Genomic DNA, 23453 nt, shown 5'->3' on the forward strand with positions numbered 1-23453 from the left:
GCAACTGAACGCAGGAATCCTACAAGGACCGGGCCGCCCCGTTCGCGCGCACCATGTCGGCGAAGAGGCGGTGCACGCGGTGGTCGCCCGTCAGCTCCGGGTGGAACGAGGTGGCCAGCGCGTTGCCCTGGCGGACGGCGACGACGTGGCCGTCGTGCTCGGCGAGCACCTCGACGGCGGCGCCCACGGACTCGACCCAGGGGGCGCGGATGAAGACGCCCTCCACGGGACCGCCCTCGACGCCCCTGACGTCGACGGCGGCCTCGAAGGACTCGTTCTGCCGCCCGAAGGCGTTGCGGCGCACGATCATGTCGATGCCGCCGATCGTCTCCTGCCCGGAGCGCGGGTCGAGGATCTTGTCCGCCAGCATGATCATGCCCGCGCAGGTGCCGTAGACGGGCATGCCGTCCCGCACGCGCGCGCGGAGGGGTTCCATGACGCCGAAGAGGACGGCGAGCTTGGAGATGGTGGTGGACTCGCCGCCGGGGACGACCAGGCCGTCCACCTCGGCGAGTTCCTCGGGGCGCCTCACCGGCCTGGCCACGGCGTCGGCCACGGCCAGGGCGACGAGGTGCTCCCGTACGTCGCCCTGGAGGGCCAGGACGCCGATGACGGGGGTGTCACTCATGGGTGGGTGCCTTACCAGCCGCGGTTGGCGTAGCGCTCGGTCTCGGGGAGGGTGTCGCAGTTGATGCCGACCATGGCCTCGCCGAGGTTGCGGGACGCGTCCGCGATGATCTTCGGGTCGTCGTAGAAGGTGGTCGCCTTCACGATGGCGGCGGCGCGCTTGGCCGGGTCGCCGGACTTGAAGATGCCCGAGCCGACGAAGACGCCCTCGGCGCCGAGCTGGCGCATCAGCGCGGCGTCCGCCGGGGTGGCCACGCCGCCCGCGGAGAACAGCACCACCGGGAGCCTGCCCAGCTCGCTGACCTCCTTGACCAGCTCGTACGGGGCGCGCAGTTCCTTGGCGGCGGCGTACAGCTCGTTGTTGTCGCAGCCGCGCAGCTTCGCGATCTCGCCCTTGATCTGGCGCAGGTGGCGCACCGCCTCCACGACGTTGCCCGTACCGGCCTCGCCCTTGGAGCGGATCATCGCGGCGCCCTCGGCGATGCGGCGCAGGGCCTCGCCGAGGTTGGTGGCGCCGCACACGAAGGGGGTGGTGAAGGCGAACTTGTCGCTGTGGTTGACCTCGTCGGCCGGGGTGAGGACCTCGGACTCGTCGATGTAGTCGACGCCGAGGGACTGCAGGACCTGGGCCTCCACGAAGTGGCCGATGCGGGACTTGGCCATCACGGGGATGGAGACGGCGCCGATGATGCCCTCGATCATGTCCGGGTCGGACATCCGGGCCACGCCGCCGTCCTTGCGGATGTCGGCCGGGACGCGCTCCAGGGCCATGACGGCCACGGCGCCCGCGTCCTCGGCGATCTTCGCCTGCTCCGGCGTGACGACGTCCATGATGACGCCGCCCTTGAGCTGCTCGGCCATGCCGCGCTTCACGCGCGCGGTGCCGGTCTCGGGTGCCTGGTTTTCGGGGAGCGTGCTGGACACGGGTACCTCGCTGAGGGGAAGGAGTCTCTGCCGGACCGAGGAAACGCGAGGCGAGCAGGCCACAGCAAGGGCCAATGGGAAGGCGGTGGATCGTTTTCGACGCCGCCGCGCTACGCGGCCCGCTCCACCAGGGCGGCCGGTGACTCGTCGTCCATCTCGAAGGCCAGCGGGAACGGCGCGTGTCCGGCCAGACGAAACCAGCGGACCTTGCGGTGCTCGCGCAGTCTGCGGGCGGCGCCCACCGCGTCGTTGTGGAAGCGCCGGGCCATCGGCACCCGCCGTACCGCCTCGGCCAGTTCGCGGGCCGCCGCCTCTCCCCCGGGCGCCTCGCGCAGCGCGTCCACCTGGTGGGCGTCGGCGAACACGGCGCGCAGCGCCTGGCTCAGCTCGCTCTCCGCGACCTCCCGCTGCTCCTCCTCGGCCTGCCGGGCGGCGTGCGCGGCCTCGTACAGCACCATGGAGGCCGCCGGGTCCAGCACGCCGGCGGTGGCGAGTTCCTGGGCCACGGACGCCCTGCGCAGCAACTGCGCGTCCAGGGCGGCGCGGGCGGCGTCGATCCGGGCGTGCAGCCGGTCCAGGCGGCCCGCGGTCCAGCTCAGGTACAGGCCGACGGCGACGAGGACGACCAGGATCCAGATGAGGGTTGCGGTCACGGGCCGCAACCCTATCGGTGGGCCGCGCGGACGGGACGCGCCCGGTGGGGCACGCGGCCGGCGGTGGCCTCCGGCACGTGTGCGTGGGCGTGCGTCCGGCCGGTCAGTCCCTCGTCAGGCCGAAGCGGGCCCGCAGGCCCGTCGCGCGGTCGTCCGTCGCCACCGCCGCCGCTCCCGCCGTGACCGTCTCGTAGACGGACAGGATGTCGGCGCCGACCGTGGACCAGTCGAAGCGCCGTACGTGCGCGCTGCCCCGCTCCCGCAGGACGGCGCGGCGCTCCGGGTCGGCCAGCAGGCGTACGGCCGCCCCGGCCAGGGCGTCGGCGTCCTCGTTGGGGAAGAGCTCGCCGGCCGCGCCCTGGTCGAGGACCTGGGCGAAGGCGTCCAGGTCGGAGGCGAGGACGGGGGCGCCCGCCGACATGGCCTCGACGAGGATGATGCCGAAGCTCTCGCCTCCGGTGTTGGGCGCCACGTACAGGTCGACGCTGCGCAGGAAGCGGGCCTTGTCCTCGTCGCTGATCATGCCGAGGAACTCCACGCGGGAGCGCAGTTCCCTGGGCAGGCTCTCGACCGCCTCCTCCTCGTCTCCGCGGCCCGCGACCAGGAGCCGGGTCCGCGGGCGGGCGGCGAGGATCTTCGGCAGGGCCCGCATGAGGACCGGCAGGCCCTTGCGGGGTTCGTCGATGCGCCCTATGAAGCCGATCGTGTCGCCCTGCCACTCGGGCCTGGGCTCGGCGCGGGCGAAGAAGTCGACGTCGACGCCGTTGGGGATGACGACCGCGTCGCCGCCCAGGTGCTCGACGAGCGTGCGGCGGGCGTACTCGCTCACGGCGATCCGCGCGCTGATCTTCTCCAGGGCGGCCTGGAGGATCGCGTACGCGGCGATCATCGCGCGGGAGCGCGGGTTGGAGGTGTGGAAGGTCGCCACGATCGGCCCCTGCGCCGCCCAGCAGGTGAGCAGGCCCAGCGACGGCGAGGTCGGTTCGTGGATGTGGATGACGTCGAAGGCGCCCTCGTGCAGCCAGCGCCGCACCCGCGCCGCCGACAGGAAGCCGAAGTTCAGCCGGGCCACCGAGCCGTTGTACGGCACCGGCACCGCGCGGCCCGCGGAGACGACGTACGGCGGCAGCGGCGTGTCGTCGTCGGCGGGGGCGAGGACGGACACCTCGTGACCGAGCCGGACGAAGTACTCGGCGAGGTCCCGGATGTGGAACTGGACGCCGCCCGGCACGTCCCAGGAGTACGGGCAGACGATGCCGATCCTCACCGGGCGCCCCGCCCGCCGGCCCCCGGCGCCTTGGCGGGGTCGAGGTCCTTCAGCCACAGGCGCTGCAGCATGTGCCAGTCCTCCGGGTGGTCGGCGATGCCCGTGGCGAAGGCGTCGGCCAGCGCCTGTGTCATGACGGACGTCTTCTCGGCCCGGGTGCCCGTCCCGGGCACCTCGACGGGCGGGTGGACGCGGCCCCGCATCACCGGCGAGTCGTCGTACCAGAGCGTCACCGGCAGCAGCAGCGCCCCCGTCTGCTGGGCGAGCAGGGCGGGGCCGGCCGGCATCCGGGCCGTCTCCCCGAAGAAGTCGACCTCCACGCCGGAGGCGGAGAGGTCGCGGTCGGCGACGAGGCAGACCAGGCCGCCGTCGCGCAGCCGCCGGGCCAGCGTGCCGAAGGCGCTGCCGCCGCTGTGCGGCAGGACCTCCATGCCGAGGCCCTCGCGGTAGGCGACGAAGCGGTCGTACAGCGTCTCCGGCTTGAGGCGCTCGGCGACCGTGGTGAACGGGATGCCGAGCTTCGTGGTGACCCAGGCGCCCGCGAGGTCCCAGTTGGCCAGGTGCGGCAGGGCGAGTATCACGCCCTTGCCGGCGGCCATGCCGTCGGTGAGGTGGTGCAGGTCCTCGGGGGCGAAGCCGCCCTCGATGCGCTCCCTGCTCCACGCCGGGAGCCGGAAGGACTCCATCCAGTAGCGCAGGTACGAACGCATGCCCGCGCGCGAGAGCGCCGCCAGCCGCTCGGGACTCGCGCCGGGCACCACGCGCGCGTAGTTGCTCTCCAGGCGCCGCACCCCCGCCCCGCGCCGCTTCCAGGCGACGTCGGCGACGGTCCGGCCGAGGCGCACGGCGGCGGGCTCGGGGAGCTTCTTCACGGTGCTCCAGCCGGCGCCGTACAGACCGTCGGCCAGCCGGTCCCGAGCGCTCACTTGGCCGCCTCGGTGCCCTGGCTCTCCTGCGCGGCCTCGTCCGCCTCGGCGGCCTCCCGGCGGACCGTGACGACGCGCTGGACCAGTGTGACGAGGCTGCCGACGGCGACGATCCACAGGGCGATCGGCAGCAGGTACTGGATGCCGGGCACACCGAACTTGTGCAGCCCGGCGAATCCGGCGGCGACCAGCGAGATGACGAGGCGCTCGGCGCGCTCGACCAGCCCGTTGACGGCCACCGGCAGCCCGATCGCCTCGCCGCGCGCCTTGGTGTACGACACCACCTGGCCGCTGGCCAGGCAGAAGATCGCCACCGCGCACAGGACGTTGTCGTCGCCCGACCCCGCGTACCACAGCGCCAGACCGCCGAAGATCGCGCCGTCGGCGACCCGGTCGAGGGTGGAGTCCAGGAACGCGCCCCAGCGGCTGGAGCGGCCGAGCTGGCGGGCCATGTTGCCGTCGACCAGGTCGGAGAAGACGAAGAGCGTGATCACCACCGTGCCCCAGAAGAACTCACCCCTGGGGTAGAAGACCAGCGCGCCCGCGACCACACCGGCGGTGCCGAGGAGCGTGACCGTGTCCGGGCTGACGCCCCGGCGGATGAGAAACGCGGCGAACGGTGTGAGGACACGCGTAAAAAATGCACGCGCGTACTTGTTCAGCATGGCCTTCCCGACGGTCGGTGTGGCGCCGCGGCCCTTGCTGGCCACCGGCTGGCCCATCGTAGTCACGCGCGCGCGTGGGCGGTGGCCGGGCACCCTGAGCCGCCCCGGGGCGCCCGGGGCGCCCGGGGCGGCGGGATCGGGTCCTTCGTATGGACGCGGCGTGACGGGAGTGGAAAGCTCGAAGGACCGCGGGCGTCGCCGGAGCCGCCGCAGCACGCGGTCCCGCGTGTCCGCGCCCACAACGACCTCACCGTGCACGGGAGGCAGAGGACATGGGCGACAAGGCACACAGCCACCCCGGAGCCGCCGGAAGGGCAACGGCGGCCGACCATCCCGCGTCCGTACGGAACGTGGTGCTGGTCGGCCACTCCGGATCGGGCAAGACGACCCTGGTGGAAGCTCTCGCGCTGACGACGGGGGCGGTGAACCGGGCGGGCCGCGTGGAGGACGGCGGCTGCGTCTCGGACTACGACGACATGGAGCACCGCCGGCAGCGCTCCGTGCAGCTCTCCCTGGTGCCGGTCGAATGGGACGGCATCAAGATCAACCTGCTGGACACCCCCGGGTACGCCGACTTCGTCGGTGAGCTGAGGGCCGGTCTGCGCGCGGCGGACGCGGCCCTCTTCGTCGTCTCGGCCTCCGACGGCGTGGACGGCGCGACCCGCATGGTCTGGGAGGAGTGCGCCGCCGTCGGCATGCCGCGCGCCATCGTGGTCACGCACCTGGAGGCCGCCCGCGCCGACTTCGAGGAGATGACACGGATCTGCGCGGAGGCCTTCGGCGGCGACGACCCCGACGCCGTACTGCCGCTGTACCTCCCGCTGCACGGTCCGCCCGCCCCCGACGGACACGCGCCCGTGACGGGGCTCGTGGGGCTGCTCTCCCGCAAGCTCGTCGACTACGCGTCCGGCGAGCGCGTGGTGTCGGAACCGGGCGAGGCGGACCTGCCGCAGCTCGACGAGGCCCGCTCCCTGCTCATCGAGGGGATCATCTCGGAGAGCGAGGACGAGACCCTGATGGAGCGCTATCTCGGCGGCGAGCAGGTCGACGTCAAGACGCTCGTCGAGGACCTGGAGCGGGCCGTGGCGCGCGGGGTCTTCTTCCCCGTCCTGGCCGCCGCACCGGCCGCCGAGGGCGCCCGGCAGGGGCTGGGCACGGTCGAACTGCTGGACCTGATCACGCGCGGGTTCCCGACCCCCCTGGAACGCGCGGCGCCCCGGGTCACCACCCCTGAGGGCGCCGGGCGCGAGCTGCGGATGTGCGATCCCGGGGAGTCGCTGGTCGCGGAGGTCGTCAAGACCTCCTCGGACCCGTACGTCGGCCGGATCTCCATGGTCCGCGTCTTCTCCGGCACCCTGCGCGCCGACCAGACGGTGCACGTGTCCGGGCACGGCATGACCGACCGCGGGCACGAGGACCACGACGTCGACGAGCGGATCGGCGCCCTGTCGACGCCGTTCGGCAAGCAGCAGCGGCCGGTCACGCACGTGATCGCGGGCGACCTCGCCTGCGTGGCCAGGCTGAGCCGCGCGGAGACCGGGGACACGCTCTCGGCCAAGGACGACCCGCTGCTGATGGCTCCCTGGGAGATGCCCGACCCGCTGCTGCCGCTCGCCATCGAGGCGCACAGCAAACCCGACGAGGACAAGCTCTCCCAGGGGCTGGCCCGGCTGGTCGCCGAGGACCCGACGATGCGCCTGGAGCACAACCAGGACACCCACCAGGTGGTCCTGTGGTGCCTGGGTGAGGCGCACGCCGACGTGGCGCTGGAACGGCTGCGCGGCCGCTACGGCGTCCAGGTCGACGTCGTGCCCCACCGGGTGCCCCTGCGCGAGACGTTCGCCGGCCGGGCGGCCGGACGCGGCCGGCACGTCAAGCAGTCCGGCGGGCACGGACAGTACGCCATCTGCGAGATCGAGGTGGAGCCGCTGCCGGGCGGCTCGGGCATCGAGTTCGTGGACAAGGTCGTCGGCGGGGCCGTGCCCCGGCAGTTCATCCCGTCCGTCGAGAAGGGCGTGCGCGCACAGGCCGCCAAGGGCGTCGCCGCGGGCCACCCGCTGATCGACGTGCGGATCACGCTGCTGGACGGCAAGGCGCACTCGGTCGACTCCTCCGACGCCGCCTTCCAGACGGCCGGCGCGCTGGCGCTCAGGGAGGCCGCGGCCGAGGCGCGGATCAACCTGCTGGAGCCGGTCGCCGAGGTGAGCGTCCTGGTCGGCGACGACTACGTGGGCGCCGTGATGAGCGACCTGTCCGGACGGCGCGGCAAGGTGCTCGGCACCGAGCAGACCAGCGGCGGCCGGACCCTGATCAGGGCCGAGGTGCCCGAGATCGAGATCGGCCGCTACGCCGTCGACCTGCGCTCCCTCTCCCACGGCACCGCCCGCTTCGACCGCCGCTACGCCCGGCACGAACCGATGCCGGCCCAGGTCGCGGACCGGCTGCGCGAGGAGGTGGGGGCGGCGGCGTCCTAGCAGGGCCGGGCGACCCGGGGCGGTTCCGGTGCGGGGTCCGGAGGCCCGGTGCAGTTCGCCGCACCGGGTCCCGCTCCCCGGCCCCCACCCCCGCCCCGAAGGGGGCCTGCCCCGGCGTACGACGGCGCACCGGGCCGTCAACCCGCGCGCGTGGGGGCGCGTTTGGGCGTCCCGTGACGCGCGACGGCGGCGGCGGATACGCTGATGACCAGATCAACAGGTGTGCGGGGCAGGGAAGTCGGGAAGGCCGCAGGAGCAACAGTGGTGGCGATCGGGGGCGGTAATGACCGTTGACGGCGGTTACGCGGACTTCTTCGGGCCGCAGGTGCCGCGCACGGACGACGGCGGCCAGACGGCCACCTTCGCGCTGGCCTCGGCCGCCTACCGGGACACCGAGGCCGACGACATACTCAAGGCCAACAGCGAGTGGCACAAGTCGTCCGTGAGCAAACCGCGGATCAAGCTCTTCCGGCCCAATCTCGGCGAGGCGTACTCCCGGGCGATCATCGACCGGATGCTGGGCCCCAAGCGGGCCCCGCTCATCCAGTCCTTCGGCACCCAGCCCCAGGTCGTCGTCGAGCACAGCCTCGCCGCCCACCGCATACGCCGGGACCGGGACAACTGGCTCACCGCCGTCATGGTGCTGTGCGGGCTGCTGTTCCTGCCCGGGTTGCTCATCTGGCTCCTGGTCTTCCAGATCCGCACCACCGTCGCCCGGCGCGAGGACAAGCGGGCCGGCGCCCTCGCCACCGCGCTGCTCCTCGCGATGGCCGTCCTCGCCGTGCTCTTCCTGCTCAAGATGCCCTTCAGCGGCTTCTGGGCCTGGTACGCGCGCGCCTGCGTCGTCGCCCCGGTGATCGGCTGGTTCTGGGCCAAGCGGATCTGCGAGCGCACGGCACGTGACCTCCGGGACCGCTGGAGCGGCCTCCTGTCCGGTGCCGGCGTGGGCGCCAAGGTGCCCGAGGCCGTGCCGAGCAGCCCCGGCGAGACCGCCGCCGAGGAGCTGCGCCAGTCGCTGGCCCGGCTCAGCGCCGAGCAGCAGTCCAACTCCGTCTTCTACGCCGGTCCCAAGGGCATCCTCGGCATGGGCACCCGCTGGGGCAACTGGCAGCTCGCCGAGGAACTGGTCCCCGCCGACCCCGACCGGGAGATCAACCCGTTCCGGAGCTGGGACGTCATCAAGGCCATCCACGACCGGCTGCGCATGCTGGAGCGCGGTCCGCTGCACACCGGCGGCTTCCCCAAGCCGACCGTGCGGCACTGGATCGTGACCCCGATCGGCGAGAACGCCGACGCGGTGTCCCGGCCCGAGGGCACGGACGTCGAGGCGTACCAGGTCAAGCAGCACGCCATACAGGAGATCTGCGACAAGCAGCAGTTCGGCGCGGGCGACCGGCACTACCTCGGCGTGCAGTGGACCCTGTGGGACGGCCAGCTGGTCATCTCGATGCTGATCACGGTGACCGTGCTGCACGAAACGCTGCGCATCGAGGTCACCGGGCACGCCCTGGGACCGGTGCACTCCCTGTTCACCAGCAAGCCCGCGGCCAAGGAGAAGACGGTCCAGAAGTCGGTCAAGTTCTGGGAGACCCGCACGGTGAAGCTCCCGCTGGTCGACACCGACGAGGTGGTACGGCTGGCCGCGCGGGCCCCGCTGACCTGGTATCCCCCGCTGCTGTACTGGCTGGGCGGCAAGCTCACCCTGCCCGAGCCCTTCGGCGTGCGGCACGCCTGGGCGGACCGGCCGTGGCGGCACCGTTTCATGGCCGACGACGCCCTGCGCGCGGCCACCCCGGTGCTGCGGGCGGTGCACTCGGCGGCGATCAAGGTGCTGCAGGAGAACGGCGTGGACACGGAGAAGTTCGGCGCCCGCGCGGGTGGCCTGAGCGGGGCGGTGCAGGAGGCGGTACCGAAGAAGGCCGACGTCTACGACGCGTAGGCCTCCGGCGCTCGGCGGGGGTGTGGGGTGGGCGTCCCCTGGGTGCTGCCGCCCCGGCCCCCGCTTCGGTCTGGACGGCCGCCTCGTCCTCGGACGCCGGACTCGGACGCCGGACGGGCTGGACGGTCAGGCCGTCGGCCAGGCCTCGGCGAGCATCTTGCGGGTGTCGCCCAGGAGCTGGGGCAGCACCTTCGTGTGGCCGATCGCCGGCATGAAGTTCGTGTCGCCGCCCCAGCGCGGCACCACGTGCTGGTGCAGGTGAGCGGCGATGCCCGCGCCCGCCACCGCGCCCTGGTTCATCCCCAGGTTGAACCCCTGGGCCCCGGACGCCGTGCGCAGAGCCGTCATCGCCTGCTTGGTCAGCTCGGCCAGCTCGGCGGTCTCCACGGCGTTCAGCTCGGTGTAGTCGGCGACATGGCGGTACGGCACGGTCATCAGGTGGCCGCCGTTGTACGGGTAGAGGTTGAGCACCGCGTACACGTGCTCGCCGCGCCGGACGATCAGGCCGTCCTCGTCGGACTTGGCCGGAATCGAGCAGAAGGGGCAGCCGTCGTCGGCACCGGGGCCGCTCGGCTTGTTCTCACCCTGGATGTAGGCCATCCGGTGGGGCGTCCACAGACGCTGGAACGCGTCCGGCGTCCCCACTCCCAGCTGCTGTTCCGGCTCACTCGTCATGCGTGCAGCATATGGCGTCGTGCGTGGCGGACGAGAAGGCCCCCAGGGTCTTCGCCCCGGGGGCCTTCCGGGTCCCCGCGTGCGCGGGGACCACGTCACAGCGACCACGTCACACCTGAACGCGGCGCTCCACCACATCGACGAGCTTCGCCAGCGCCTGGTCACGCGGAATGCCGTTCTCCTGCGACCCGTCGCGGTAGCGGAACGACACGGTTCCCCCGTGCATGTCCTCGTCGCCGACGATGATCATGAACGGGACCTTCTGCTTCTGGTGCGTACGGATCTTCTTCTGCATCCGGTCCGAGGAGGAGTCGACGTCGACGCGCAGCCCCTTGCGCCGTGCCTCGGCCGCGAACTCCTCCAGGTACTGCACGTGCGCGTCCCCCACCGGGATGCCCACCGCCTGCACCGGCGCGAGCCACGCCGGGAAGGCGCCCGCGTAGTGCTCCAGGAGCACCGCGAAGAACCGCTCGATGGAGCCGAACAGCGCACGGTGGATCATGACCGGACGGGTCTTGGTGCCGTCCGCCGCCGTGTACTCCAGGCCGAAGCGCTCGGGCAGGTTGAAGTCGAGCTGGATGGTCGACATCTGCCAGGTGCGCCCGATGGCGTCCTTGGCCTGGACAGAGATCTTCGGGCCGTAGAAGGCGGCACCGCCCGGATCGGCCACGAGCTTGAGGTTCTGCTTCTCGGCGACCTGGCGCAGCGTCTCGGTGGCCTCTTCCCAGGCCTCGTCGGTGCCGACGAACTTCTCGGGGTCCTTGGTGGACAGCTCCAGGTAGAAGTCGGTCAGGCCGTAGTCGCGCAGCAGGTTCAGGACGAAGGTGAGGGTCTTGTCCAGCTCCTCCGCCATCTGCTCGCGGGTGCAGTAGATGTGCGCGTCGTCCTGGGTGAAGCCGCGGGCCCGGGTCAGGCCGTGCACGACGCCCGACTTCTCGTACCGGTACACGGTGCCGAACTCGAACAGGCGCAGGGGCAGCTCACGGTAGGAGCGGCCGCGCGCGTCGAAGATCAGGTTGTGCATCGGGCAGTTCATGGGCTTCAGGTAGTAGTCCACGCCCTCGTCGAGCTGCATGGGCGGGTACATGCCGTCGGCGTACCAGTCCAGGTGGCCCGAGGTCTCGAAGAGCTTCCCCTTGGTCGCGTGCGGGGTGTAGACGAACTCGTAGCCCTCCTCCTCGTGACGTCGCCGCGAGTAGTCCTCCATGACCCGGCGGATGATGCCGCCCTTGGGGTGGAAGACGGCGAGGCCGGAGCCGATCTGCTCCGGGATGGAGAAGAGGTCCAGCTCGCTGCCGAGCTTGCGGTGGTCGCGCTTCTCGGCCTCGGCGAGGAACTCCAGGTGCGCCTTCAGCTCGTCCTTGGTGGGCCAGGCGGTGCCGTAGATGCGCTGGAGCATGGGGTTCTTCTCGCTGCCGCGCCAGTAGGCGGCGGCGTTGCGCATCAGCTTGAAGGCCGGGATGTTCCGGGTGCTGGGCAGGTGGGGGCCTCGGCAGAGGTCCTTCCAGCACAGCTCGCCGGTCTTGGCGTCGAGGTTGTCGTAGATCGTCAGCTCACCGGCGCCGACCTCCACGTCCGCGCCGTCGTCGTGGGACGCGGAGCCCTTGAGGCCGATCAGCTCCAGCTTGTACGGCTCGTCGGCCAGCTCCTCGCGGGCGGCGTCGTCGGTGACCACGCGGCGGGAGAACCTCTGCCCGCGCTTCTGGATCTCCTGCATCTTCTTCTCGATGGCCTTGAGGTCATCGGGGTGGAAGGGCTTCTCGACGTCGAAGTCGTAGTAGAAGCCGTCCTTGACCGGCGGCCCGATGCCCAGCTTGGCCTCCGGGAACAGCTCCTGCACGGCCTGGGCCATGACGTGCGCGGTGGAGTGGCGCAGGATGTCGAGGCCGTCCTCGGAGGAGATCTCGACGCCCTCGACGGTCTCGCCGTCCTGGACCTCGTAGGCGAGGTCCTTGAGCTCACCGGCCACGCGCGCCGCGATGATCGAGCGCTGGCCGGCGAAGAGCTCCGCGGCCGTAGTGCCCGTCGTCACCACGCGTTCTTCCTGATCCGAATCGCGTTGGATGATCACACGGACGTCTGACACCGGTCTCTCCTGACTGAAGGTGGGGCTGCGGCGCCATACCGGAGCGCACGCATGGGGCCGATCGTACCGACCCGGGCCCGCCCACCGCGAAACCCGTACCGGCGGCCGCCTCCGTCCCCGCGGGTCCCCGTGGGTCTCCACGGGGCCGGAGGCGGCCTTGGCATGCTCCTGACGGGTGGGGCTCCGCGGGGCGGCGGCCGGCCGGCGAGGGTCTCCATGTGCCTCCTGGCGGCGTACGCCGCAAACAGCCCGGGTATCACCGAACCGGGACAAGGGACGGCACGTCAGTTGCCGTGCTGGGACGAGGAGTTGAGTGCCCTATGACGAGCTGGTTCGAGGGGCCGCTGGCCGCCTTCGACACGGAGACCACGGGTGTGGACACCGAGACCGACCGGATCGTGTCGGCGGCCCTCGTCGTCCAGGACGCACCGGGGCTGCGGCCGCGGGTGACCCGGTGGCTGGTGAACCCGGGCGTGCCGGTGCCTCGGGCGGCGACGGCGGTGCACGGGCTGACCCAGGAGCACGTGGAGCGGAACGGACGGTGGCCGGCGCCGGTGATGTACGAGATGGCGGAGGCGCTGAGCGAGCAGGCCCGCGCGGGGCGTCCGCTGGTGGTGATGAACGCCCCGTTCGACCTCACCCTGCTGGACCGGGAGTTGCGCCGGCACCGCGCCTCGTCGCTCGGCCGCTGGCTGGAGCGGACGTCGCTGCACGTGCTGGACCCACGGGTGCTGGACCGGCACCTGGACCGGTACCGCAAGGGCCCCCGCGCCCTCACCGACCTGTGCGCGCACTACGGCGTGGAGTTGGAGCGCGCGCACGACGCGGCGGCCGACGCCACGGCCGCGCTGGAGGTCGTGCGGGCGGTGGGGCGCCGCTTCCGGGGGCGGCTGGAGCGCCTGTCCCCCGCCGAACTGCACACGCTGCAGGCGGTGTGGCACGCGGGTCAGATACGCGGGCCGCAGGCGTGGTTCGCGCTCAACGGCACCGAGGAGGAGGCGGACCCGGCCTGGCCGCTGCGCCCGGAACTGCCGACGGCTGCCTGATTCTTCGTCCCCGGACACCGGACATGACGACAGCGACGCGGTCCGCGTTTCTGCGGACCCGCGTCGCTGTCGTGAGGGTGGGCGATACTGGGTTCGAACCAGTGACCTCTTCGGTGTGAACGAAGCGCTCTCCCACTGAGCTAATCGCCCGGGAACGCACTGAACCATACAGGGCGCTCCGCGTTTCCATCAAACCGCCCGCCTCCTCTCCGCCAGGTGGGCGGCGAGGCCCCGCCGTCCGGCCCGCATCATGAGGCGGTGGTTGGCCCGGAACAGGGGCCGTCCCGGCACGGCGAGGCGGCGCAGCAGCGGCTTGCGTACGACGACCTGCTGGTCGTAGCGGGCGAGGCTGCCGGAGCCCCGTGCGGTGACCGTCCAGCGGGCCCAGCCCTCCAGGTCGCCGGCCATCACGACGTCCAGCACTCCGGCGGCGGGGTCGCGGTGCCCGTCCCGCAGGGTCGTCATCAGGTCGTACGGGAGAAGGGAGCGGACCGTCAGGACGCCGCTGGTGTCGTCGAGCCGGGTGACCTCGCGCACCTGCGGCCACCAGCGGGCGTAGTCCTCGATGCGTTCCAGGGCGCGGTAGACGTCCGGGGCGGGCGCGGGCAGCGGCCACAGGCTGCGGAATCGGTAATGGTTCCAGTCCACCCGTGCAGTGTGCCCGCGCCCGCGCCCGGCAGGGGTCCGCTACGGCATCCTGTCGCCCAGGAGTGCGAGGTTCTCGATGGCGGCGAGTCCGTAGAGGGCGGTGTCGTTGGTGGAGACCCAGCTCGCCTCGCTGCCGGGGACCAGGGCGGCGGGGCCGCTCAGCTTCTCCGTCGTCCAGGGCGCGGACTCCTTGTAGCCGTCGGAGTCGTAGAACTTCTGCCACGCGCGCGTGGCGAGCTGGTCGTCGCCGGTGCGTACGGCCGCGTAGGCGTCGAGGCGCGAGTGGCCCTGGAAGAGGATGAGGCTGCCGAAGTTGGCGCCGTAGCGTGCGGCCTGTTCCGTCTTGCTCGCGTTGAAGTAGCGGCAGTAGTCGTAGTACGCCTCCTCGAACTTCGGCATGTCGACGAGGTCGATGAGTTCGGCGCACAGTTCGTTGAGGCCGAAGACGGCGGACAGGTGGGAGACCTCGACCTTCGGGGTGTCGGCGACGGCGAACTTGCCGGTGTCCAGGTCGTACAGGCCGCTGCCCTGGACGAAGCCGTTGGGCTGGGCGGCGATGGTCTCCATGGTGGACAGGACGCGGTCGCGGGCCTTCTTCCACTGGGGGCCCTTGCGTTCCCACTCGGTGAGCCAGGCCGAGACCAGTCCGCTCCAGTCGGTGCCGAAGCCGATGGACAGGGCGTTGCGGTCGGGGGTGTAGGGCTCGGTGCGGATCTTGCGGAGGGGGTCGAGGGCGAGGAAGGTCTCGTCGGAGTCGACGTTGGCGCGCATGAGGTCGCCGACGCGTTCGTCGGCGGTGAGGAAGTAGTAGAAGCGCCGGTAGGTGGTGTTGGCGATGCGCTGCTGCTTGGCGCTGTCGGCGTAGTGCTGGACGCCGTGCCGGGTGCCGAGGCCGGCCCATGCGCCGAGGTGGTAGACGTCGACCTCGCCGGTGTGCCGGGTCATGGCCTCGGCGAAGCGGAAGATGTCGGCGCGGCCGGAGCGCAGGTAGGCGTACCAGAGCCAGAGGTCCGGGGAGAGTTCGGAGTTGTCCCAGGCGTAGCCGCCGATGTCGTAGCGCCAGGTGTGCCGGGCGGCGTCGTAGGTGTGCATGATGTCGCCGTAGTCCCAGAAGCCGTACCAGCGGCGCTGCTCCACCTGGTCCTTGTAGTAGGTGAAGAGGAAGTCGAGGTGGTCCTCGATCTTGGACTTGGCGGGGGTGGAGCGGTCGGGCTCGGAGTAGAGGCCGGGGCCGAACACGCCGGCCTTGATGAGCTGCTTGGGCGGGGCGGCCAGTTGCGGCAGGACGCGTACGGCTTCGACCTGTGCGGCGAGCTGCCCGGCGCTGGGGGTGGCCGCGTTGGCCCAGAAGAGGAGTTCGGAGGTGCGGGCGATGCCGTAGGGGGTGCCGAACCCCGGTTCGTAGTCCTCGTAGGTGATGTTGAGGCCCTCGACCTGCTCGGGGAAGGTGTCCTGGCCCATGCCGTCGTGGTAGAAGCGCAGGTCCATGGGCTGGGCCTCGGGCGACCAGAGCCACAGGGTGACCTCGGCCGCGTCGGTCTGGGCGTCGCGGATGTCGAGCTGGGCGGGGTACTTCTCCCAGAAGTCGCGCAGGCCGAAGGAGAGCCCGCCGCTCGCGCCTCCCACGTAGCCGAAGCCGGAGGCGCGCCGTCCGCCGCCGGCGCCGATCCAGCCGTGGCCCTTCTTGGTGCGCTTGCGCAGGGTGAAGCCGTCGGCGGAGAGCTGGGAGAGCGTGTAGTCGCCCCATTCGGGGATGTACTGGAGGCGGGTGGTGACCCGTTGGTCCCAGGTGGCGGGGTCGGGCAGTTTCTCGCCGGCGAACTGCGCGGCCTGGACGGCGGCTCCCGGGTCGCGGCGCAGGCCGGTGATGCCCTTGACGGCTTCGCGGAGCAGACCCGTGCCCTCGCCGCCGATGCGGATGTGGCGGTCGTGGGCGGCGTCGCGCATCGGGACGGTGAAGCGGACGCCGAGGCCGCGGATGAAGTCGCCGCCGGCCTTTCCGGGTTCCTGTTTCCCGTCGAAGGTGACGGTGTGCACCATGCGGAAGGAGTCGGCGCCCGCGTAGAAGTAGAGGCGGATGGAGAAGGGGAGCCAGCCGCGGTTGCCCTTGCGGTGCTTGCCGTCGATGCGGACGACGGCGCGGACCGGGCCGTCCTGTTCGACCTTCACCGCGTCGACGGCGCCGTCGAAGCGCTCGTACTTCACGGTTGCCTGGTCGCCGTCCTCGATCTCGGGCTGGCGCAGCAGGACGAGGCGGCCGTTCTTGGCGATCTCGGTGGAGCCGCGCGTGACGGACTTGATCAGTGTCGATCCGGAGGTGCCGATCCGCGCGGTGATGACGCCGGTCGATATGTCGATGGTGCCGCCGTGCCGGTCGACGGTGACCTTCTTGGCGGGGGCGGCGGGCTCGCCGGGGGCGAGCGTGAGCTTGCCGTTCCCGGAACCGACGGCGTGGGCGGTCCACTTGAGGGAGCCGTCGGGCCAGTACGCGAGCGGCCAGGACTGTACGGGTACGGCCTTGCCGTCCGCGTCGGTGACGGCGAACGACTGGTCCTCCCGGAAGGTGCCCCGGGGCCAGGGGACGCCGACGGTCGAGCCGGGAGCGGCGCCGAGACCTGCGCCTTCCAGCCAGGCCAGGGTGACGGGGCCGTCGTCGGCGGCCGGGGCGGCGGGTGCGGCCTGGGCGTTCGTGGTGCCGAGGGCGAAGCTGAACTGCGCGGCGGCGCCGGCGACGGCGGCCGCCTTGAGGAGGGACCTGCGGGGGATGGGGGACATGGCCTTTCCTTTCCGTGCGACGGTGCAGGGTGTGTCAAGGGCATGACAGACAGAGGTGCGGTGCCGGGCACCGACCTCGACGGGGAGGGGGCGGCCGCTCCGGCACGGGCCGCCCCCGGGGAAGGGGCCTGGTCAGCGGCGCCGGTGGCGTTCCTCCACCGCGACGGCCGCCGCGGCGACGGCGCCCAGGGCGGCGACGGCCAGCGGGGCGCTGAACCAGGCGGAGCAGACCACGACGGCCAGCCCGCCGACGAGCAGGAAGGAGCCGGCGGGGTCGAGGACGGTGCGCCGGCCCGCCCGGGCCAGCAGCGACCGCCAGGAGGCGCCGGGGCGCCAGTCCGCCGCCGCGCGCAGTCCGGCGACGGCCGCGCCGATGAGGGCGAGGACGCCGACGGCGCCGACCAGCGGCCCCCCGGGCAGACCGTCCCGTACGGCCCGTACGTCGACCCAGACCACCGCCAGGGCCACCCAGCCGGCGACCCCGACGAGCCATCCGCGGCGCACCGCCGCCCGGAAGTCGGCGACGAACTCCCGCCAGCCGCCGCTCTCGTGGGCCAGCCGGCGCCCGAGGTGCCGCGCGCCGGCCGCGAACGCGGCGGGAGCGGTCACCAGCGGCAGCGCCGCCACGGCGATCCACACGCCGGTGAGCAGGCATTCGGCGAACAGGGCGAAGCCCTGGGCGAACCGGGACTCCCCCGGCTCCGTACGGGCCTTGGCACGCGCTTCGGTCATCGCACTCCCCCCTCAGCCCTTCAGACCGGACGTCGCCATGCCGTCGATCAGGTAGCGCTGGAAGGCCAGGAAGAAGGCGAGGACCGGCAGCAGAGCGACGAGCGACATGGCGATCATGCCGCCGTAGTTCGCCAGGCCCTCCTGGTCCACGAACATCTTCAGGCCGAGGGAGATCGTGTACTTGCTGGGCTCGTTGAGGTAGATCAGCGGGCCCATGAAGTCGTTCCAGGAGTTGATGAAGGTGAAGATCGCACTGGTGATCAGCGCAGGCCGGCACAGCGGGAGCACGATCGACCAGTAGATCCGGAAGTGCCCGCAGCCGTCGAGGCGGGCGGCCTCGTCCAGTTCCCTGGGCAGGTTGCGCATGAACTGCACCATCAGGAAGACGAAGAACGCCTCGGTCGCCAGGTACTTCCCCAGCAGGAGCGGGGTGTACGTGTTGACCATGTCCAGGTTGCGGAAGAGCACGTACTGCGGGATCAGCAGCACGTGGTAGGGCAGCAGCAGCGTGCCGATCATCAGGGTGAACAGCAGGTTGCGGCCGGCGAACCTGATTTTCGCGAAGGCGTAGGCGGTCAGCGAGCACGACACGACGATGCCGAGGACGGAACCGACGGCCAGGAAGAGCGAGTTGACGAAGAACGTGGAGATCGAGACGTCCGCGATGCCGTCGGCCAGGCTCGTGTAGTTGTCCGTGATCGGGTTGCCCGGGAAGAGGTCCAGGCTGCCGACGATGTCGCCGCTCTCCTTGAAGGAGCCGCCGATGACCCAGAGCACCGGGTAGAGGATCACGGCGAGGATCGCCAGTGACCCGAGGTGCCAGGCGAGCGACCCGGGCAGCCCGCGCCGGAGCGCGGCCGCCCTGGCGGGCCGGGGCGGTGGGACATCGGTGGCCGGTGTGATGTCGGTGGCCTGCGCGCTCATCGGCCGCCCTCCTCGTAGTGCACCCAGCGCTTCTGGGACCAGAACAGCACCGCGGTGACCAGGGCAACGGCGACCAGCAGCATCCACGCCATGGCGGAGGCCAGGCCCATGCGGCTGTTCTCGAAGCCCTGGACGTACAGGTAGCAGGTGTAGACCATCGTGCCGTCGGCCGGGCCGCAGGCGTTGCCGCCGGCGCCGCCGCCGACGATGTAGGCGGAGCTGAAGATCTGGAAGGAGTGGATGGTCTCCAGCAGGACGTTGAAGAAGAGGACCGGGGAGATCATCGGCAGGGTGATGTTCCAGAACTGGCGCAGCTTGCCCGCGCCGTCCACGTCGGCCGCCTCGTACAGCTCGCGCGGCACCTGCTTGAGGCCGGCCAGGAAGATGACCATCGGGGCGCCGAACTGCCAGACGGTGAGCGCCACCAGGCTGTAGATGATCAGCTCCGGATCGCCGGTCCAGCCGCCGGCGTTGATCCCGAAGAGCTGCTGGGTACGGTCGACGACCGCGTCGTCCGAGAAGATGGCCTTCCAGACGATGGCGACGGACACGCTCGCGCCGATCAGCGACGGGGCGTAGAAGGCGGCCCGGTAGAAGGCCTGTCCGCGCCGCTTCTGGGCGAGCAGCAGCGCGACGCCGAGCGCGGCGAGCAGCTTGATCGGCGTGCCGATCACGACGTACCGCAGGGTGACGCGGACCGAGTGCCGCCAGCGCGGATCGCCGAACATCTCGGAAAAGTTGTCCAGGCCGATCCACCGCGGGGCGTCGAACAGGTTGTAGTCGGTGAAGGCGAAGTACAGGGAGGCGACCATCGGTCCCGCCGTCAGCAGCAGGAATCCGGCGATCCAGGGGGACATGAAGAGGTATCCGGCCAGGTTCTCCCGGCGGCCCCGCTGCTTCGGTCCGGCGGGGTGCGAGGGCTTCACCGGGTCGGGCCGCGGCTCGGAGACCGTCGGGCCCTCCATCGCGGGGGCGTGTGTCACGGCGCTTCTCCTCAGCCGGCGAGAGCCGTCTTCGACTCGGTGAAGAACTGCTTGACGGCCTCCCCGACGGACCGCGAGCCGAGCGCCATCTCCTCCGCGATGCGCAGGAAGGCCGCCTCGCAGATGTCGGCCCCGTTCGGGTGCGGGGTGATCTTCTCCAGGACGCCGGCCGCGACGAGCGACTCCTCGTAGGCGGCGATGGCCTGGTTGACCGGGTCGGCCGGCTTGTACGCGTCGTACTGGGCCTGGGTCGTGGGGACGCCGCGGTCGTAGCCCATGATCTTGGCGACCTCGGGGTCGTGGACCATGAAGTCGATGAACTGGGCGACTTCCTTGGGGTGCTGGGTGCGCTTGGAGGCGCTGAGCATCAGCGAGCCGAGGTACTGGGCGGTCCGCTTGCCGTCGGTGGTGGGGATCGGCGCGAGTCCGTACTCGCTCTTGCCCTCGGAGGTGTAGCGGACGGTGAAGTTGTCCCAGGTGAACTCGCTGCCGGCCAGTTCGGCGGAGAGCGCGGACTTGGGCTTGATCTGGGCGACCTTCTTGGCATCGGCGAACAGGCCGGACTTCACCTGCTTCTCCGCCTTGGTCCACCAGGTGGTCAGGTCCGCCTCGGTGAAGCCGAGTCCGTCCTCGGTGAAGAAGGCCTTGCCGTTCTGACGCAGGTACAGGTCGTAGAGGTACATGACGCCGTACATGCCGCTGTCGCCGGCCCGGCCCGTCCTGTCCCGGACCTTCGTCATCGCCTCGTCGAAGTCGTCCCACGTCCAGCCCTGTTCGGGCTTGACGCCGGCCCGGGTGTAGACGGGCTTGTCGATGACCAGCGCCATCGAGTTGGAACCGACGGGCACACCGAGGAGTTTGCCGTCGATCTCGCCGAACTTCTCCAGCCCCGCGCGGAATCCGTCCATGGACAGATTTCCGGCCTCGACCTGTCCGCTCAGGTCGAGCAGGACATTCTTGGCGTCGTATTTGCGCAGGAATCCAATGGCATTCTGGAAGACATCCGGTGGATTGCCGCCGGAGGCCTGGGTGTTGAACTTCTTCCAGAAGTCGGTGTACGGCTGGAAGTCGGTCTTGACCTTGATCTTCGGGTACTTCTTCTCGAAGAGCGCGATGGTCTTGTTGATGCGTTGCGCCCGGTCCTCGGCGCCCCACCAGGAGTAACGGATCGTCACCGTCCCGTCCCCCGAGCCGCTGCCGCCGCCGCACGCGGTGGCCGTGGCCCCCAGTCCCGCGACGGCCAGCGAGGCCCCCGCCGCCTTGAGAACCGTGCGCCTCTCCACATTCCCGCCCTGCTGCATACGAGCCTCCCCGCGACGTCGCGTCCGCCTCATGAATCGTTTCAAGTAAGCGCTTGCTGGCACAAGGTACGGAGGGGTCGGGGGCGCGTCAATGATTCGGACAGGAATTGACGGGCACCGACGGGGACGGAGTTGTCAGCCATCAGGAATGCGGCGGCCGACTTCCGCGAAGAACCCACAGGTCGGCGCGGCGTGACCGACGGGCCGAACGCGCGGCGGGCCGTCGGGGGCGGCGCCGGGGAAGGTCACGGTTGGGTGAAGGCGGGCCGGACCCGGGCGGCCGCGGGCCCGCGGGCACCGCACACGAAGGCGGCCCCGCTCACGATCGTGAACGGGGCCGCCTGCTGATCCGGTGGGCGATACTGGGTTCGAACCAGTGACCTCTTCGGTGTGAACGAAGCGCTCTCCCACTGAGCTAATCGCCCGGACGCAGGAAGAACATTACCCCATGTCACAGGCGCCCGTGACCAACGGGGGCCGCGACGGCGCACCCCCGCGGACGATCACTGGTCCTTGATCTTCCAGGGCATCTCGAGGCCGAACTTCCACAGGTAGATCCCGGCCAGCACGGCGATGATCACCACGCCGACGGAGGTCAGGATGATGTTGCGGCGCCGCACCTTCGGGTCGAGGGCACGCTGGGCCGCCTCGGTGACCTTGCGCTTGGTCCAGCGCAGCACCAGCTGGGCCCAGACGAACTCGGTCGCCCAGATCGCCATGCCGCCGAAGATCACGACCCAGCCCGGCCCGGGCAGCGGCAGCATGATGATGCCGGCCACCACGACCGCGAGGCCGACGACGAAGACGCCGACCTGCCAGCTCAGGTGCAGCGCACGGCGTGCCTTGACGAATTCCGGCGCCCTGGAGCCGAGCGCCCGCTCGTCCGTGGCCCCGGCCGTGACCTCGTCCGTCCCCGTACGGTCTGCCGTCACGGCCGCCTCGCCGGGCTTGTTACTCCCCGTGTTCATACGGCCAAACACTACCGGAGCGAAACCTGTCACCGGAATGGGTGTACGACCCGAACGATCTCTCGGCCGGAAGAGTTACGTAAACGCACGCAAAACACGCAGAGGGGTTTACAACGGCACCGTAGGTGGCATGTCGATTTCGCCGACGTGCGAATCCCCGAGCGCACACTGAGCGAAAGGCCCTGGCGCTTATGAACACCACGGTCAGCTGCGAGCTGCACCTGCGCCTCGTTGTGTCGAGCGAGTCCTCCCTGCCTGTCCCCGCAGGCCTGCGGTACGACACGGCCGACCCCTACGCCGTGCACGCCACCTTCCACACCGGAGCCGAGGAGACCGTCGAGTGGGTGTTCGCCCGCGACCTCCTCGCCGAAGGTCTCCACCGCCCCACCGGAACCGGCGACGTCCGTGTCTGGCCGTCGCGCAGTCACGGCCAGGGCGTCGTGTGCATCGCTCTCAGCTCCCCGGAGGGCGAGGCGCTGCTCGAGGCCCCGGCGCGGGCCCTGGAGTCCTTCCTGAAGCGCACAGACGCCGCCGTGCCCCCCGGCACGGAGCACCGGCACTTCGATCTCGATCAGGAGCTCTCGCACATCCTGGCGGAAAGCTAGGGCGGGACCCCGCGTGAAGCCGCCCGTCGCCGTCGACTCGGGGTGACGGCACGGGCCAGGACAACCGCATACGGCACACACCGGCGTCGTCGCCGCGGTCCTCCGCGGGGGCGGCGCCGCCGCGTGCGTGGCGCAGCGGCTCGGGTGGCGCCGGGAACGAAGGCGGGCCCGCCGCCGTTGTAGGGGCAGTCTTCGGGGCAATCCACGACCGGGACCGGATCAGGGCCGGTTCGCCCGCCGCGCCAGCCACTACCATCGGCCAGCATCGGCGGGCGCCCGCCCGACCCCCAGGCCAGGGAGCGAAACGTGCTGATCACCCACGACACCCGGTGCGCGCTCGACACCGTGGTGGATCTGGTGAACACGGTGCCGGAGGACGAAGCGGCCCCGGACGGGCTGCCGGACGTCGCGGCCCTCCAGGAGTTCGTGGGAACGCACGAGATCAGCGACGTCGGTGTGCTCTCGGACGTGGACCTCACGGCCGTGCGCAGGATCCGCGGGCGGTTCGCGGCGGTCTTCGCCGCCCCCGACGCACGCACGGCGGCGGGACTGATCAACGACCTGGTCGCGGCGGCCGGCACCACGCCCCGGCTCACCGACCACGACGGCTACGACTGGCACATCCACTACTTCGCGCCCGGCGCCTCCGTCGCGGACCACCTCACCGCCGACTGCGGGATGGCCCTGGCGTTCTTCGTGGTCGCCGGGGAGCAGGAGCGGCTGCGGCGCTGCGAGGCCCCCGACTGCCGGCGCGCCTTCGTCGACCTCTCCCGGAACCGCTCGCGGCGGTACTGCGACAGCCGCACCTGCGGTAACCGCTTGCACGTGGCCGCCTACCGGGCGCGGCGCAAGGAGGCGGCGGGCTGACCCTCCCGCCTTCGGCCCGAGAGGGGGCGGAGACACGGACGGCGACGCGGCCCCCGGCGGGTGACGCCGGGGAGCGCGGGTACGGCTCACAGCAACAGCAGGTCGTGCAACGAAGCCATGAGCAGCAGACACCCGATCACCGCAAGGAAGATCATGAGCGGTGGCTGGGATAGGGCGAAGAGGCAGCCGCGTGGTTCGTCCTGCGTCCGCGCGGTTTCGCTCTGTCTCGTGTCCGGCTGGGGCTCCAGCCGAGTGGTGTCCGGCATCTCGCCGCGATGATGACGCAACGGGCCTGGTCCGCGCGATCAACACGCCAGCTGAGACCGGGTGTTCGTTGAATGTCGCAGGGTCCGGTCGGATCGTGATCA

At 71.2% G+C, this 23453-nt stretch carries 21 protein-coding genes and 2 tRNA genes; 5 read left to right on the forward strand and 18 right to left on the reverse strand.

What is annotated here, in order from left to right; genetic code table 11:
* Positions 1 to 19: 19 nt before the first annotated feature.
* The 6 genes from pdxT to pgsA form a co-directional block, all read right to left on the reverse strand.
* A complete protein-coding gene (gene pdxT / locus Sdi02f_RS20695) occupies positions 20 to 628 on the reverse strand; it encodes a pyridoxal 5'-phosphate synthase glutaminase subunit PdxT (RefSeq protein ID WP_030399091.1) in 609 nt (202 codons plus the stop codon).
* Positions 629 to 639: 11 nt separating this feature from the next.
* Positions 640 to 1551 carry a pyridoxal 5'-phosphate synthase lyase subunit PdxS gene (pdxS, locus tag Sdi02f_RS20700; protein ID WP_030399092.1) on the reverse strand — a complete coding sequence of 304 codons (912 nt, stop codon included), beginning with the start codon at positions 1549 to 1551 and terminating at the stop codon, positions 640 to 642.
* Positions 1552 to 1661: 110 nt separating this feature from the next.
* Complete coding sequence (locus tag Sdi02f_RS20705; protein WP_030399093.1) at positions 1662 to 2204, reverse strand: LemA family protein; 543 nt, start codon at positions 2202 to 2204, stop codon at positions 1662 to 1664.
* A gap of 103 nt (positions 2205 to 2307) precedes the next feature.
* Positions 2308 to 3471, reverse strand: a complete 1164-nt coding sequence (locus tag Sdi02f_RS20710) for a glycosyltransferase family 4 protein (RefSeq protein WP_108933815.1) — start codon at positions 3469 to 3471, stop codon at positions 2308 to 2310.
* Positions 3468 to 4397 (reverse strand): phosphatidylinositol mannoside acyltransferase, encoded by a 930-nt coding sequence (locus tag Sdi02f_RS20715; RefSeq protein WP_031184875.1) that lies wholly within the window; start codon positions 4395 to 4397, stop codon positions 3468 to 3470. The genes Sdi02f_RS20710 and Sdi02f_RS20715 overlap by 4 nt, the downstream gene beginning before the upstream one ends.
* Positions 4394 to 5119, reverse strand: coding sequence for a phosphatidylinositol phosphate synthase (gene pgsA / locus Sdi02f_RS20720; protein ID WP_030399096.1), 726 nt, complete (start codon positions 5117 to 5119; stop codon positions 4394 to 4396). Before pgsA ends, Sdi02f_RS20715 begins: the two co-directional genes overlap by 4 nt.
* 215 nt (positions 5120 to 5334) lie before the next feature.
* On the opposite strand from pgsA, the gene Sdi02f_RS20725 reads away from it, so the two are divergent.
* A complete protein-coding gene (locus Sdi02f_RS20725) occupies positions 5335 to 7536 on the forward strand; it encodes an elongation factor G-like protein EF-G2 (RefSeq protein ID WP_108933816.1) in 2202 nt (733 codons plus the stop codon).
* A gap of 283 nt (positions 7537 to 7819) precedes the next feature.
* Positions 7820 to 9475, forward strand: coding sequence for an AbeC-like domain-containing protein (locus Sdi02f_RS20730; protein ID WP_030399098.1), 1656 nt, complete (start codon positions 7820 to 7822; stop codon positions 9473 to 9475).
* A 126-nt stretch (positions 9476 to 9601) separates the two neighbouring features.
* Here the strand turns inward: Sdi02f_RS20730 and Sdi02f_RS20735 are convergent, their stop codons facing one another.
* The gene (locus Sdi02f_RS20735; protein WP_031082916.1) at positions 9602 to 10150 is read right to left on the reverse strand and encodes an HIT family protein; all 549 of its coding nucleotides are present in this window, start codon (positions 10148 to 10150) and stop codon (positions 9602 to 9604) included.
* A 109-nt stretch (positions 10151 to 10259) separates the two neighbouring features.
* On the reverse strand, positions 10260 to 12236 hold the full coding sequence (thrS, locus tag Sdi02f_RS20740) for a threonine--tRNA ligase (RefSeq protein WP_031082918.1): 1977 nt from the start codon (positions 12234 to 12236) through the stop codon (positions 10260 to 10262).
* Positions 12237 to 12556: 320 nt separating this feature from the next.
* Here thrS and Sdi02f_RS20745 point away from each other — a divergent pair, with 320 nt between their 5' ends.
* Complete coding sequence (locus Sdi02f_RS20745) at positions 12557 to 13282, forward strand: 3'-5' exonuclease (protein WP_108933817.1); 726 nt, start codon at positions 12557 to 12559, stop codon at positions 13280 to 13282.
* A 78-nt stretch (positions 13283 to 13360) separates the two neighbouring features.
* Here Sdi02f_RS20745 and Sdi02f_RS20750 read toward each other — a convergent pair.
* From Sdi02f_RS20750 to Sdi02f_RS20790, 9 genes are all read right to left on the reverse strand, one after another.
* A tRNA-Val gene (locus tag Sdi02f_RS20750) sits at positions 13361 to 13432 on the reverse strand.
* 39 nt (positions 13433 to 13471) lie between these two features.
* Positions 13472 to 13930 carry an SRPBCC family protein gene (locus tag Sdi02f_RS20755; protein ID WP_030399102.1) on the reverse strand — a complete coding sequence of 153 codons (459 nt, stop codon included), beginning with the start codon at positions 13928 to 13930 and terminating at the stop codon, positions 13472 to 13474.
* A gap of 39 nt (positions 13931 to 13969) precedes the next feature.
* Positions 13970 to 16705, reverse strand: coding sequence for an exo-rhamnogalacturonan lyase family protein (locus Sdi02f_RS20760; protein WP_108933818.1), 2736 nt, complete (start codon positions 16703 to 16705; stop codon positions 13970 to 13972).
* Positions 16706 to 16837: 132 nt separating this feature from the next.
* Positions 16838 to 17437 carry a hypothetical protein gene (locus Sdi02f_RS20765; RefSeq protein ID WP_108933819.1) on the reverse strand — a complete coding sequence of 200 codons (600 nt, stop codon included), beginning with the start codon at positions 17435 to 17437 and terminating at the stop codon, positions 16838 to 16840.
* A 12-nt stretch (positions 17438 to 17449) separates the two neighbouring features.
* Entirely contained in the window at positions 17450 to 18361 is a 912-nt protein-coding gene (locus tag Sdi02f_RS20770; protein WP_030399105.1) for a carbohydrate ABC transporter permease, read from the reverse strand.
* Positions 18358 to 19326, reverse strand: a complete 969-nt coding sequence (locus Sdi02f_RS20775) for a carbohydrate ABC transporter permease (protein WP_174843379.1) — start codon at positions 19324 to 19326, stop codon at positions 18358 to 18360. The genes Sdi02f_RS20770 and Sdi02f_RS20775 overlap by 4 nt, the downstream gene beginning before the upstream one ends.
* Before the next feature lie 29 nt (positions 19327 to 19355).
* Positions 19356 to 20645, reverse strand: a complete 1290-nt coding sequence (locus Sdi02f_RS20780) for an ABC transporter substrate-binding protein (protein ID WP_030399107.1) — start codon at positions 20643 to 20645, stop codon at positions 19356 to 19358.
* A gap of 353 nt (positions 20646 to 20998) precedes the next feature.
* Positions 20999 to 21070, reverse strand: a tRNA-Val gene (locus tag Sdi02f_RS20785).
* 78 nt (positions 21071 to 21148) lie between these two features.
* The gene (locus Sdi02f_RS20790; protein WP_030399108.1) at positions 21149 to 21613 is read right to left on the reverse strand and encodes a TIGR02611 family protein; all 465 of its coding nucleotides are present in this window, start codon (positions 21611 to 21613) and stop codon (positions 21149 to 21151) included.
* A 191-nt stretch (positions 21614 to 21804) separates the two neighbouring features.
* Here Sdi02f_RS20790 and Sdi02f_RS20795 point away from each other — a divergent pair, with 191 nt between their 5' ends.
* Positions 21805 to 22218, forward strand: coding sequence for an SsgA family sporulation/cell division regulator (locus tag Sdi02f_RS20795; protein WP_004002642.1), 414 nt, complete (start codon positions 21805 to 21807; stop codon positions 22216 to 22218).
* A 306-nt stretch (positions 22219 to 22524) separates the two neighbouring features.
* Positions 22525 to 23085 (forward strand): CGNR zinc finger domain-containing protein, encoded by a 561-nt coding sequence (locus tag Sdi02f_RS20800; RefSeq protein WP_030399109.1) that lies wholly within the window; start codon positions 22525 to 22527, stop codon positions 23083 to 23085.
* Between the two features lie 86 nt (positions 23086 to 23171).
* Here Sdi02f_RS20800 and Sdi02f_RS20805 read toward each other — a convergent pair whose 3' ends face one another.
* Complete coding sequence (locus Sdi02f_RS20805) at positions 23172 to 23351, reverse strand: hypothetical protein (RefSeq protein WP_030399110.1); 180 nt, start codon at positions 23349 to 23351, stop codon at positions 23172 to 23174.
* Between the last annotated feature and the right edge of the window lie 102 nt (positions 23352 to 23453).

It is taken from the genome of Streptomyces ardesiacus, from assembly GCF_003112575.1.
Taxonomy (GTDB): Bacteria; Actinomycetota; Actinomycetes; order Streptomycetales; family Streptomycetaceae; genus Streptomyces; species Streptomyces ardesiacus.